Source organism: Pseudomonas sp. IC_126 (assembly GCF_004331835.1).
Taxonomy (GTDB): domain Bacteria; phylum Pseudomonadota; class Gammaproteobacteria; order Pseudomonadales; family Pseudomonadaceae; genus Stutzerimonas.
In genome coordinates, this window is the sequence record NZ_SJSS01000006.1 from 26,800 (window position 1) to 39,539 (window position 12,740).

12 protein-coding genes and 1 tRNA gene are annotated in these 12,740 nt (G+C 61.6%); 4 read left to right on the forward strand and 9 right to left on the reverse strand.

Annotation, left to right across the window (positions count from 1 at the left end):
- Nucleotides 1-13: 13 nt before the first annotated feature.
- The 4 genes from E0D86_RS17325 to E0D86_RS17340 all read right to left on the reverse strand — a co-directional run bounded on the left by E0D86_RS17325 (nt 14) and on the right by E0D86_RS17340 (nt 4,837).
- Nucleotides 14-769, reverse strand: coding sequence for an ABC transporter substrate-binding protein (locus E0D86_RS17325; RefSeq protein WP_131651293.1), 756 nt, complete (start codon nt 767-769; stop codon nt 14-16).
- Nucleotides 770-783: 14 nt separating this feature from the next.
- Nucleotides 784-1,557 (reverse strand): ABC transporter ATP-binding protein, encoded by a 774-nt coding sequence (locus tag E0D86_RS17330; protein ID WP_131651294.1) that lies wholly within the window; start codon nt 1,555-1,557, stop codon nt 784-786.
- Between the two features lie 234 nt (nt 1,558-1,791).
- The gene (locus tag E0D86_RS17335) at nt 1,792-3,846 is read right to left on the reverse strand and encodes a BCCT family transporter (protein WP_131651295.1); all 2,055 of its coding nucleotides are present in this window, start codon (nt 3,844-3,846) and stop codon (nt 1,792-1,794) included.
- A gap of 214 nt (nt 3,847-4,060) precedes the next feature.
- Nucleotides 4,061-4,837, reverse strand: coding sequence for an ABC transporter substrate-binding protein (locus E0D86_RS17340; protein WP_131651489.1), 777 nt, complete (start codon nt 4,835-4,837; stop codon nt 4,061-4,063).
- 263 nt (nt 4,838-5,100) lie between these two features.
- Here E0D86_RS17340 and E0D86_RS21685 point away from each other — a divergent pair, with 263 nt between their 5' ends.
- Genes E0D86_RS21685 through arsH form a run of 4 tightly spaced genes read left to right on the forward strand, consistent with a single transcriptional unit; the run spans nt 5,101 to nt 7,946 of the window.
- Nucleotides 5,101-5,445, forward strand: coding sequence for a metalloregulator ArsR/SmtB family transcription factor (locus tag E0D86_RS21685; RefSeq protein WP_256681258.1), 345 nt, complete (start codon nt 5,101-5,103; stop codon nt 5,443-5,445).
- A gap of 19 nt (nt 5,446-5,464) precedes the next feature.
- Nucleotides 5,465-6,748 carry an arsenic transporter gene (locus E0D86_RS17350; protein ID WP_131651297.1) on the forward strand — a complete coding sequence of 428 codons (1,284 nt, stop codon included), beginning with the start codon at nt 5,465-5,467 and terminating at the stop codon, nt 6,746-6,748.
- A gap of 26 nt (nt 6,749-6,774) precedes the next feature.
- Complete coding sequence (locus E0D86_RS17355; RefSeq protein ID WP_131651298.1) at nt 6,775-7,263, forward strand: arsenate reductase ArsC; 489 nt, start codon at nt 6,775-6,777, stop codon at nt 7,261-7,263.
- Nucleotides 7,260-7,946, forward strand: coding sequence for an arsenical resistance protein ArsH (gene arsH / locus E0D86_RS17360; protein ID WP_131651299.1), 687 nt, complete (start codon nt 7,260-7,262; stop codon nt 7,944-7,946). Before E0D86_RS17355 ends, arsH begins: the two co-directional genes overlap by 4 nt.
- A 203-nt stretch (nt 7,947-8,149) precedes the next feature.
- On the opposite strand, the gene E0D86_RS17365 is transcribed toward arsH, so the two are convergent.
- From E0D86_RS17365 to panM, 5 genes are all read right to left on the reverse strand, one after another.
- A tRNA-Phe gene (locus E0D86_RS17365) sits at nt 8,150-8,225 on the reverse strand.
- 166 nt (nt 8,226-8,391) lie between these two features.
- Nucleotides 8,392-8,664, reverse strand: a complete 273-nt coding sequence (locus E0D86_RS17370) for an oxidative damage protection protein (RefSeq protein ID WP_131651300.1) — start codon at nt 8,662-8,664, stop codon at nt 8,392-8,394.
- Nucleotides 8,661-9,728, reverse strand: a complete 1,068-nt coding sequence (gene mutY, locus E0D86_RS17375; RefSeq protein ID WP_131651490.1) for an A/G-specific adenine glycosylase — start codon at nt 9,726-9,728, stop codon at nt 8,661-8,663. Before mutY ends, E0D86_RS17370 begins: the two co-directional genes overlap by 4 nt.
- A gap of 11 nt (nt 9,729-9,739) precedes the next feature.
- Nucleotides 9,740-11,965 carry an AsmA family protein gene (locus tag E0D86_RS17380; protein ID WP_131651301.1) on the reverse strand — a complete coding sequence of 742 codons (2,226 nt, stop codon included), beginning with the start codon at nt 11,963-11,965 and terminating at the stop codon, nt 9,740-9,742.
- Between the two features lie 118 nt (nt 11,966-12,083).
- The gene (panM, locus tag E0D86_RS17385) at nt 12,084-12,482 is read right to left on the reverse strand and encodes an aspartate 1-decarboxylase autocleavage activator PanM (RefSeq protein ID WP_131651491.1); all 399 of its coding nucleotides are present in this window, start codon (nt 12,480-12,482) and stop codon (nt 12,084-12,086) included.
- Nucleotides 12,483-12,740: the final 258 nt, after the last annotated feature.

Sequence of the window (12,740 nt, forward strand, 5' to 3'; positions counted from 1 at the left end):
CGGTTCAGACGGATCAGTAAATGTTGAAAGGGAAGTACTTGGCGTTGAGTTTCTCGTAAGTGCCGTCAGCGATGATTTCCGCCAGCGCCTTGTTCAGCTTCTCACGCAGTTCATCGTTGCCCTTGCGCACGGCCATGGCGATCTTGTCGTCATCGAATACCGGCTCGCCCTTGAATTCGAAGTCCTTGCCGGCATCGCTCTTGAGCCATTCCCACTGCACGAAGGAGTCGGCGAGGATGCCGTCGACGCGGCCGGAGGCCAGGTCGAGATAGGCGTTTTCCTGGGTGTCGTAGAGCTTGATGTCGACCACGCCGTCCATGTTGTCTTCCAGCCAGGTGCCGGCGATGGTTGCGCGCTGGGCGCCGATCACTTTGCCGTCCAGGTAGTCCTTGTCGGTCTTGAAGTCCACCGACTTGGGCGCCACGAACTGCAGCTTGTTGGTGTAGTAGTGGTCGGTGAAATCGACAGCGTTCTTGCGTTCCTCGGTGACCGACATAGAGGCGGCGAGGAAGTCGAATTTGCCGGCGTTTAGCGCAGGAATGATGCCATCCCAGTCGGAGGTCACCACTTCGCACTCGACTTCCATCTTGGCGCAGAGCGCGTGGGCGATGTCCAGATCGAAGCCGACCACCTGGCCGCTGGCGTCGATCAGGTTGAAGGGCGGGTAGGCGCCTTCGGTGCCGATGCGTAGCTTGTCGGCGGCAAAGGCATTGGCGCCGAGCATCAGGGTGGCGGCGGCAGTCAGCAGAATCTTCTTATAGCTTTTCATGCGGTGTTGCTCCATTAGCGATGACTGGACATGAACTGTTTACAGCGTGCCGATTGGGGGTTGTCGAACACCTGCTCCGGCGTTCCTTGCTCTTCGACCAGGCCCTGATGGAGGAAGACCACCTCACTGGATACCTGTTTGGCGAAGTTCATTTCATGGGTGACCAGCAGCATGGTGCGACCCTCTTCGGCCAGCGACCGAATCACTGCAAGCACTTCTTGTACCATTTCCGGATCGAGTGCCGAGGTCGGCTCGTCGAACAGGATCACCTGCGGCTGCATCGCCAGGGTGCGCGCAATCGCAGCCCGTTGCTGTTGGCCACCGGAAAGCTGGTTTGGATAGACGTGGCGTTTGTCGGCGATGCCGACCTTGGCCAGCAGCGCCTCAGCCACTTCGGTGGCTTCGGCCTTGCTCTGGCCGAGCACCCGGCGCGGTGCCTCGATGATGTTGTCGAGCACGCTCATGTGCGGCCAGAGGTTGAAATTCTGGAATACGAAACCGAGCTTGCTGCGCATCCGGTTGATCTGTTTGGCGTCTGCCGCAACCAGGTCGCCGTCTTTGGCGCGCTTGAGGTGCAGCTGTTCCCCGGCGACGAGAATTTCGCCTTCGTTGGGGTTTTCCAGCAGATTGATGCAGCGCAAGAACGTCGACTTTCCGGAGCCGGATGAGCCGAGGATAGAAATCACATCGCCGTCGCGCGCAGTCAACGAGATGCCCTTGAGTACTTCCAGATCGCCGTAACGCTTGTGCAGGTTGCGAATTTCCAGGGCGGGTATGGCCTCGGCCATTGAGCTTCCTCTTCTCGGACCAGCGCTGTGCCTGGTCTTTTCTGTGTAAATTGCGCTCCGGCCGACTGCTCGCCCTCCTGGCGAGGCGCAAACCTAGCATGGGCCGGGTCATGCGCCAAGCGTGGCGCCGTCGCCGGAACGGTGACCGTTTGGTCACCGTTCGGTCGCAGCCTTCCGGGTGGCAAGGCGAATGGCCCTGTATCTATATAGATGAACTTCCCCTGTTTTGCCGCGTCACGGGGTGGGTTTCGGCGCGTCGGGCTCGTTGCTGAGCATCTCGTCGTGTTCGCCCATCTTCCAGGGCAGGCTGCCGGGCGAGATATGCAGGAAGTTCAGGTACTTCTCGAACTGGTCGAGGATGTCGCTGATGATGTCCTGCTGGTCGTAGCCGTAGACGTCGTAGGACTGACCGCCGCGACGCAGGAAGACCTCGGCGCGGTAGTACTGCTCGTCGGTGTCTGGATCCTCGGTGAGCACGAAGGACGGCATGGCATAGCCCACCAGGCGAATCTCATAGATGAAATCGACCTGATCCTCCTTGAGGACCTCCAGATAGACCCGCGAATTGTGCTCGTCGGTATGTACCTCGGCGGGCCAGTCCTGTTCGGCCAGCGCGCGCTGCACCCGGCGCATACCCTTGAGCACGCTGGTGGCGATGAAGTTTTCCGCTTCCTCGCGGCTGGGGAAGTTGACCAGCCCGGCCAGACGCTTTTTCCACAAGCCCGGGCCGGCGTTGCTAGCCAGCCGGCTGCCGTGCATGTGGTTTTGCAGGCTGACTTCGTGGTGGCCTTCGATTACCAGGGCGCGCCACATGCCCAGCGCCGCGATGATCATGATGATGGCGAACGGCAGCGCGCTGGTGATCGCCATGGTCTGCAAGGCGCTCAGACCACCGGCCACCAGTAGCGCGATGGCGACGAAGCCTGCCGTGGTTGCCCAGAACACCCGTTGCCAGACCGGCGTATGCGCCACGCCGCCAGCGGCCAGGGAGTCGATCACCAGCGCTCCAGAGTCGGCCGAAGTGACGAAGAAGGTGGCGATCAGCACCACAGCAATGAACGAGGTGATGGCGCTTAGCGGCAGGCGTTCGAAGAGCTGGAACAAGGCGATGGAGTGGTCGCTCTGCACCTGGCCGATCAGCTCGGTGTAGCCTTCGACCATGATCAGGTGCAGCGCGGTGTCGCCGAAAATCGAGAACCAGAGGAAGGTAAAAATCGTCGGCACGAACATCACGCCGAAGACGAACTGGCGGATGGTCCGACCGCGGCTGATCTTGGCGATGAACAGACCCACGAACGGCGACCAGGCGATGGTCCAGCCGAAGATGAACAGCGTCCAGTTGCCGATCCAGTCGCTACGGCTGTAGGCCTGTAGGTTGAAGGTGCGCTCGATGATGTTGTTCAGGTAGCTGCCGGTGTTTTGCAGGAAGGTTTCCAGAATGAAGATGGTCGGCCCCACGGCGAACACGAACAGCATCAGCGTGATCGCCAGGATCATGTTCAGCAGCGAGAGATTCTTGATGCCCTTGTCCATCCCGGCCACTACCGAGCAGGTGGCCAGCGCCGTGATCAACACGATGGCAATGACCTGCACCGTGGTACTGACAGGGATTTGTGGCCACAGGTAGTTCAGACCGGCATTGATCTGGGTGACCGACAGGCCGAGGGTGGTGGCGATGCCGAACAACGTGCCGAGAATTGCGAATACATCCACCACATGCCCGATGGGGCCATGAATGCGTTCGCCGATGATCGGATATAGCGCCGATCGCATCGACAGCGGCAGGCCGTGGCGGAACGAGAAATAGGCCAGCACCAGCCCCGTCAGGCCGTAGATCGCCCAGATGTGAAAGCCCCAGTGAAAAAAAGCGATCTGCATCGCCTGCTTAGCGGCGTCCACCGTCTCCGGTGCGCCGGCCGGTGGCGTGGAAAAGTGCAGCACCGGCTCGGCGACGCCGAAGAACAGCAGTGCGATACCGTAGCCGGCGGAGAACAGCATGGCGAACCAGGCCGGGAAGCTGTACTGCGGCTCGGCATGATCCGGCCCAAGCTTGATGTTGCCCCATTTCGTCAGCGCGATGCCGACGACGAAGACCAGAAAGAAGGCCACCGCCAACATGTAGAACCAGCCGAACGAGCGGGTGATGAAGGCCAGCGTCGAGCTGAATACCTCACTTGCCAGTTCGGGGTTGCTGATCGTGCCGATCACCAACAGCAGCGTTACGACGACGGCTGGGATGAACACCGGGAAAAGGATGACGGCTTTGGGAAGTTTCTTCTCTGCTTCCATATGTCCTTCTGTTCTTGGCTGATCGAGGGGAACGGAAACGCGCCGTGGCTCCGAAATGAAACTGCTGACTGAAGGGTAGACGGTGTTCGGCGGAGGATTGCTCACGCAAAAAACGAGATCGAGCCGAGTTTGTCCGGACGTATAACGTCCTGTGGCTACTCAGGCATCGTCAGGAGGCGGTTGCCGTCCGGGTTGTTTGAGCGCGTCGGAAGGCTCAGTACGCCGGTTCCAATTGATGGTGGCGCAGGATTTCCGACACGGTGCCGTCGGCAATGAGCTCATCCAGGGCTCGCTCGAAGATTTGGAACTGCGCCTCGCTGATCCGCTTGCGCGACAGGCCGATGCCGTAGGAGACCGACGTCAGCTCGCCGGCTTCACGGAGCTCATCGAGCTGCTCCTCTTCGATCAGATACCAGGCTACATCCTGATTGAGGACAGCCAGGCCGCCCTCACCGAAGCGGCCGGACTTCAGCATGCGCAACAGACGACGGTTACTGGCAGTCAGATGCACCTGCGCTCCGGCAACCGGTTCGAGGTGTTGAGAGAGGACATAAGACGTGCCGGATGGGCCGTAGACGCCGATCAACCGACCGGCTAGATCACCCGGCTGGCTGTATACGAAACCACTGTCCTTGCGAGCGAATACGGCGTAGCGCGAAGTGACCAGCATGCGGGTGATATGAAACGCGCGCTCGCGCTGGGGTGAACGAACCACGGTGAAAATACCTTCGACTTCCCCGTCTTCGGCCAAGTGCAAGGCGCGCTGCCATGGATGGAGCACGATCGGGCAATCCAGGTCCAGGCGCGCGCAGACCACCTGCACGATTTCCGCCAGCGGGCCGCCCGCTATTTGTACTTCATCGTTGGTCTGGGCCGAGGAACCCGCAGCGCGGCTGAACGGCGGGAAATCCTCGGTGACGAATCGCCACTCTTCGGCGCTCGTTTGGGTGGCGAGTGTGCACAACCCTATCAGTAGAATCGAAGGAAACATCTGCACTACTTATGCTCCTGGCTGGTCGGCCATCCATAGCGTTTCAACCGCGTAGTCGAGAGTATCCGCAGTTCCAATGGTTCGCCAGTTCACCCGGCTCACGACGGCAACGCGGGGTTCAACGGCTCGATGCCGGCTCGGTTGTTTCGGCGGGTGCATGTGAAATAGGGAAGCGGCGTCGGGCAGGCGCAGGGCCACGCGCGCTTGCGCAGACATATGGAAACTCATATATTCGGACATCCATATATTCAGGTGATTCTTCCGTGACGCCTCCTGCGCTGTTCAAATGTCTGTCCGATGAAACCCGCGTGCGGGCCGCTTTGCTTGTTATTCAAGAGGGTGAGCTTTGCGTTTGCGAGCTGGTCTTCGCCCTAAATGACAGTCAGCCCAAGGTATCCCGGCATCTCGCACAGCTTCGCGCTTGCGGCCTGCTGGTGGATCGGCGCAAAGGGCAGTGGGTTTATTACAGTCTCAATCCAGACCTGCCGTCCTGGGTCCAAAAAATTCTCCAGACGACCCTGCAAGCCAATACCGAGTGGCTGAAGCAGGATCAAGCTCGTCTCGACCAAATGGGCGATCGCCCAGTTCGTGTCGCTTCTTGTTGCTGAGCCGGGAGCGCCAGTCGTCATGCTTATCGCAGCCGCCATCTTCATCGTCACCATCGTTCTAGTCATCTGGCAGCCCCGTGGACTCGGGGTCGGCTGGAGCGCATCCCTGGGTGCGCTCGCCGCGCTGCTGGCCGGCGTCGTCACGCTGGCTGACATCCCCACCGTGTGGGGCATCGTCTGGAACGCCACGGCAACGTTCATCGCGATCATCGTCATCTGCCTGCTTCTCGATGAAGCCGGATTCTTCGAGTGGGCCGCGCTCCATGTCGCGCGCTGGGCCAAGGGGCAGGGGAGCCGCTTGTTTGCCTTTACGGTCCTTCTCGGCGCCGCCGTCTCGGCCGTATTCGCGAACGATGGCGCGGCGCTCATCCTGACGCCCATCGTGGTCTCGATGCTAATCGCCTTGCGCTTTTCGGCAGCCTCCACGCTGGCCTTCGTCATGGCGGCCGGCTTCATCGCCGATACCGCCAGTTTGCCGCTGGTCGTCTCCAATCTGGTGAACATCGTGACGGCTGATTATTTCAATCTGGGCTTCAGCGAGTACGCGGCCGTCATGGTTCCCATCAATGCAGTCAGCGTGGCGGCGACGCTGGTCGTCCTCTGGTTGTTCTTTCGGCGTGACGTTCCGGCGACCTATGACCTAGCGCTGCTGCAGGCTCCCGACATGGCCATTCGCGACCGGGCTGCTTTCCGGGTCGGTTGGTGCGTGCTCGTCGCGCTTTTGGTCGGTCTGTTCGCGCTCGAGCCGCTGGGCATACCCATCAGCGCCGTTGCGGCGGCCTGCGCGGCCGTGCTGTTTGTCGTCGCTGCCCGTGGACACGTGATTTCGACCCGACGGGTGCTGCGAGAGGCTCCTTGGCAGGTGGTCATCTTCTCGCTGGGCATGTACCTCGTCGTCTACGGGCTGAAGAACGAAGGCCTTACCGACTACCTGACGGCCACGCTGAATCATTTCGCCGGCTACGGCATCTGGGGTGCTGCGCTGGGAACCGGATTCCTGACGGCGGGCCTGTCTTCGGTCATGAACAACATGCCCACCGTGCTGGTCGGCGCCCTGTCGATCCAGGCGACGGATACGAGTGGCGTGGTGCGTGAGGCGATGATCTACGCCAACGTCATCGGCTGCGATCTGGGGCCGAAAATCACCCCCATCGGCAGCCTGGCGACGCTCCTGTGGCTGCATGTTCTGAGTCGCAAAGGCATCCGCGTGACCTGGGGTTATTACTTCAAGGTCGGTGTCGTTCTGACCCTGCCGGTGCTGTTTATCACCCTGTCCGCCTTGGCCATCAGGCTGAGCATCTGAAACCGCCGCAGCGCGGAGGAGAAGTCGTGAAAGTTCTGTTCATGTGTACGGCCAATAGCTGCCGAAGCATCCTGTCCGAAGCCATGTTCAACCACCTCGCACCAAGTGGGTTCGAGGCGGTGAGCGCCGGGAGTGTCCCCAGGGGGCAGGTTCTGCCGCGCACGCTGGTAACACTCCGCGAGGCCGGGCTCTCGACCGAGGGGCTGAGCAGCAAGGGCAACGACGCGTTCGAGGACAGCCCTCCGGACATCGTCGTCACCGTTTGCGACAAGGCCGCAGGCGAGCCTTGCCCGGTCTACTTCGGTCCGGCCCTGAAAGCCCATTGGGGCCTGGAAGATCCGTCCGACGTAAAGGGCGATGAAGCGGAAATCAGCGCAGCCTTTCATGCCACCCTGGCGCGTATCGAGGCCCGATGCCGCGCATTCCTAGCGCTGCCCTTCGAGCAGTTGGGCCGGGACGAGCTGAAGCGTGAACTCGACCGCATCGGCAATCTGCAGCCTGGAGAAGCGCCATGACCCATGACCTCCCTAATCTCGACGATGCGCTGGTACGCAACGACGACACCGGAACACACAAGCCGCGCATTCTTCTCCTTTACGGATCGACCCGTCCCCGTTCCTTCAGTCGTCTGCTGGTCGAAGAGGCCGCGCGGCTGCTGGAGCGTTTCGGCGCCGAGACGCGCATCTTCAATCCGTCCGGGCTGCCGCTACCCGACGACGCACCGGTAGACCATCCCAAGGTGCAGGAGCTGTTGCAGCTCATGCAGTGGTCGGAAGGGCAGGTCTGGTGTTCGCCGGAGCGACACGGCGCGATGTCAGCGGTCTTCAAGGCGCAGATCGATTGGGTTCCGCTGGCGATGGGAGCGGTACGCCCAACGCAGGGCAAGACCCTGGCGGTCATGCAGGTCTGCGGCGGCTCGCAATCGTTCAATGCGGTCAACCAGCTCCGCGTTCTGGGGCGGTGGATGCGGATGTTCACCATCCCCAACCAGTCGTCCGTCGCCAAGGCTTATCTGGAATTCGACGGCCAGGACCGGATGAAGGCATCGCCCTACTACGATCGAGTCGTGGATGTGATGGAGGAGCTGATGAAGTTCACCATCCTCCTGCGGGACCGACCGGATCTCGTCGATCGGTACTCGGAGCGAAAGGAATCGGCTGAACAACTCTCCAAGCGGGTCAATCAGCGATCCATCTGAATATGAGCGTCCACCGGGCAGCAAGCTCGCCCGGCTCAGGGAAGCCCTGTCTTACGTCCTTTGGGGTCCGGTGGTAGATGTAATGGCACTTCGTGGCGACATAAACGCCGTCGTGAACCCGCACGTGTACTCAGTCGGGCCGGAAAGCCACTCCAAAACGACAAAACCCCTGAGACCTCGCGGAATCAGGGGTTTACAAGTCATGGTGCCCAGGGACGGAATCGAACCGCCGACACGGGGATTTTCAATCCCCTGCTCTACCGACTGAGCTACCTGGGCAACGGGGCGCTATTAGACGGATTTGGCTTTTGCCTGTCAAGCGCGACTGAGAAAATATTTAGTCAGAACGGGCGTTTAGCGTTGTGACTGAATTTTGAAGCAAGTTCCGATTGCGATCGAAGACTGCGGGCAGCAGGCCAACGGAGCGCGCTTCCCGCTAAGGTGATCACTGACTCGGCGGTACGTAGCCTTCGGCCTGGGCGTAATCCTCGCCGGAAAAGAACTTGTCCATTTCGGCCTGCAGGAACTTACGATCTTCGGTGTTCATCATGTTCAGCCGACGCTCGTTGATCAGCATGGTCTGGTGCTTCTGCCAATCGTCCCAGGCCTTCTTCGACACGTTGTTGTAGATGTCTTCGCCCTTCGGGCCTGGGTACGGCGGGCGGTCGAGACCTGGAAGTTCTTCTTTGTACTTGCGGCAGTTCACGGTGCGGGTCATGACATCTCTCCTGCGTTCAATTCTGCGGCGGCGCGCTTGAGCAGCGTCTTCACCGGGGCGGCGAGCCCCAGTCGCGGCGGGGTCGCGAGGTTATACCAGAGCCAGTCCGCCTCGGCCACGGCGTTGGCCTCGGGCTTGACTCTGATCAGCCAAGGTTCGATGGCAAGCTGAAAATGGCTGAAGGTGTGGGTCAGGCCGGGCAGTTCTTGGTGTTGTTGCAACTGCAGTGCATGACGTTCGGCGAGCGGACCGAGCGCGGCCAGGTCTTCCAGTTCCGGCAAACTCCACAGCCCGCCCCAAAGGCCGGTCGACGGGCGGCGATAGAGCAAGATAGCCCCTTCATGGTTGGCCAGTAACGGCATCAAGGTGCGCTTTTGCGGCAGCGCCTTGCGCGGCTTGGGCACCGGAAAATCTGTTTCGCGGCCGAGCAGATGGGCGCGGCAGCCAGGTTTCAGCGGGCAAAGCAAACAACTGGGTTTGCTGCGCGTGCAGAGCGTCGCGCCCAGATCCATCATCGCCTGGGTGTAATGGTTGACGCGGGCGTGCGGCGTCAGGCGCTCGGCCACGTCCCAGAGTTTTCTGGCCACTTTCGGCTCGCCCGGATAGCCATCCTGCGCGACGTAGCGGGCCAGCACGCGCTTGACGTTACCGTCGAGTATCGGCGCTCGCAGCCCCATGCTCAGGCTGGCGATGGCGCCGGCGGTCGATCGACCGATACCGGGAAGCTCGGCGAGCTGATCGACCGACTTTGGAAACTCGCTGCCATGCTCGGCGACGATCAGCTTGGCGGTCTTGTGCAGGTTGCGTGCGCGGCTGTAGTAGCCGAGCCCGGTCCACAGGTGCAGCACTTCGTCTTCCGCTGCACTGGCCAGGGCCTGCACCGTCGGCAGCGCGTCCATGAATCGGTCGAAATAGCCGAGCACGGTGCTGACCTGGGTCTGTTGCAGCATGATCTCCGACACCCAGACCCGGTACGGCGTGATGCGCTGTTGCCAGGGCAGATCCTTGCGGCCGTGGCGGTCGTACCAGTCGAGCACGGCCGCGCCGAAGTGTTCGTCACTCAGCACGTGCGGGTTCATCGGTTGAACAGGCCTTTCAGTGCGTCTTTCAATTCAGGGCTGACCTTGTCACCGAGCTTCTCTTCGATGGTCTCGTTGAGCTTTTCTCCAGCGAGGCGGGCGGCGATCTTGCCGAGGCCGTCCTTGTCGAAGCGGCAGGCCTTGGCGCCAAGCTCCAGCGGCCCGCGGCAACGAAGCGGCCATTCGATACCGACGTAACGTTCGTTGACCGCGCAGGCCGGATCGGGCATGGCGCCCTTGTCGCCCTCGATGACGATGCCGACGCGATAGTCCATGCCCAGCACGCGCAGGTCGACATCACCGTTGCCGTTTACCGTCAGGCCGGGAATGCTGGCCTTCAGATCCGGGTTGCTGGCCACGCCGTCGCGCAGGGTGAGGTTGCCCTTGAGTTCGCGGAACGGCGTGTCCTTGCTGCGCGGGTCGCTGGTCAGTGGCTTGCGATTCAGCGTGGCGATGGCGCGACAGAGTTGCTGTTCCAGATTGGCGTCGACCAGGATGCCATTATCGATGATGAAGCCGATCTTACCGTTGAGGTTGTCGATCCAGGCCTTCTGGCTGTTGCCCTGACTGCGAATGTCGCTGTCCAGATTGAGTAGACCTTTGACCACCACTTTTTCGCCTTGGCTTTCGAGCAGGCGTTCGACCGGGACGCGAGCGAAGCGGGTCTGAGCGGTTATCAACGGTATTTGTGGGCGTACATCGAGGCTGGCCGAGGCTTCCACGCGACCGTTGTAATAACCGCCGCGCATGTCTTCCAGGGTCAGCAAGCCGCCTGCGCTGCGTGCCCGGAGCGCGAAGCTGTCGAGTGGCAGTTTCATTGCGGTGAGGCTGCCGATATTCAGATTGATTCGGGCATCCAGACGGCGCAGCATGGCAATCGGCAGTACCGAGGCTTCGCTCCAGGCTTGCTGGGTGGGCTTGTCCGGCAATGGTGTGGTGCCGCTGCCGACCACGGCGGCCTCGGTGGCCTCTACCTCGCTCTTGCGGGCGGCGCCGGATGCATCTTCCTGGCTTTGCGGTGGCAGATAGCGGTCCAGATTCAGCTGGTCGCCCTTGAGGTCTACGCGCAGCGCCTGTTTGGCGAAATCACTGATGCCGATCTGCCCGGTAAAGGTGCTGCCGTCCAGTTTCAGGTCGAGTTCTTCGAGGGTCAGGCTGGTCGGCGTCCCGGTCAGGCGGGTGACCAGTTCGGCCTTGCCCAAAGCCGTGTTGTCGGCCATGGGCGGGAGTTGTTGGCCGATGCCGTCGAGGAATTCGCGCAGATTGAACTCGGCGATGGACAGCGTACCGGCGAGCTTCGGCTGCTCCTGCAGATCGCGCACCTTCAATTCGCCAAGGCCGCGCAATTGGTTGGCGGTGAACTTGAGGCTGGTCCACTCGGCGATATCCGCCGCCCGGTCGACGAGCAATTGACCCTGTGCGCTGAAAGACAGCGTCTTGCCTTCCAGAGGTTCGCCCGAGGCTTCGCCGCTCAGGCGCAGGTTCTCGAACTGATAACGCTGCAGTTCGTTATCGAAGCGCAGGTCACCCTGCAGTTCGGTACGCGCCCGCATCACCGGCTGGTTGCTGCCGAAGAAGGCGTTGAGCTTGACCGGGATCGGGGTGGCTTCGCGGATGGCGCCCGTGCTGAGCTCGATACCTTCGGCGCTGAATTGCTGGCCGCTTTGAGCGTCGTGGTAGCTCACCCGGGCATCGCTGATGGTCAGGCTATCGATATCCAGCTGCAGCGGACGCCTTGGTTTTCCGGCTTGCGGCTCTTCATTCGCTGTCTCGGCCTGTTCCGCTGGGGCTGGTTCGCCGGGTTGCGCTTCGCCGCCGGCTGGCTGGCCTACGCCTTCCCAGTTGCTGCTGCCGTTTTCGTCGCGAGCCAGGGTCAGGTTGAGGCCATTGAGGGTGATGTCACTCATCTCCACTTCGCGGCTGAACAGCGGCAGCACCCGGACCGAGAGGCCGAGCATGCGCAGATCGGCGAACGGCTGCTCTGGCGTGCGCACGCTGGCCAGGGTGGTTTCGTGCAGTTCCAGGCCGAGCCACGGGAACAGGCTCCAGCCGATATCGCCGGCAATGTTCAGTTCCAGGCCGGCCTTGTCACGGGCAAGCGCGCGGATTTCATCCTTGTAATCGTTGGGGTCGAACAGATGAGTCAGGGCGAAGCCCAGTGCGACGAGGAGCAGCAGCAACCCGAGGATTACCAGGCCCAGGATCTTGCCGAGCGCTTTCATGACAGGTCCTTTGTTTTGGTATTTCAAAAGCAGCGAGTATAGCGCCACGAACGTCGGCTTTCGCCGCAGATGGCGTTGGAGTGGCTGTCTGCGCCTGGGTTCCTGTGATGGGGCGGAGCTAGATGGGATCCAGCGGCAGATGCGTCCTGGCGGCCAACGCCTGAGCTTCCAGATGCTCTCTCGGTGCGGCCAGGCGCAGGTCCGTTCCGGCTTCCAGGGCCAGACGCAGGCTTTCCTCGAGTATTCGTTTGCCGACGCCGCGGCGGCGGGTGATCTTGCGCACGCAGAGATGCGACAAGCGCCAATGCGACGTGTCGCGCTGCAGCAGGGCGGCTCCGAGCAGGCGATCGTTGAAACGACCGGCGATCAGGCTGCGATCGGCCAGCCCTGCCTCGATCAGGGCCGTGGCATCCGCGTAGGGCGCCAACAGCCAGTCCGGGGCGTCGGCAAAGATCTTCGCAAGATCGATGCGATCCTGCGGGCTGGGCTCGGTGAGGGTTTCGACGAATACGGGCATGCTGACCTGACGCGCTGAATGGATGCCGGCAAGCATAACCGTGCCGGCTTTTCAGCGCACGACGGCTCGCGGTTCTGGCGATGGGCTGCTTCGTTGAGCGGTTGCGGGCGGTTTGCCGGGCGCGCGTGGTCGCTCCCCTGAACGCAAGACAGAGGCGCAGACCCGTTGGCGGCCGCCGAGCCGCCGCTCGCGTATCCCCGTAGGTTGGTTTGAGCCTATAATGCGGACCTTTTTTAGCCCCACGATCAGCGGAGCTGT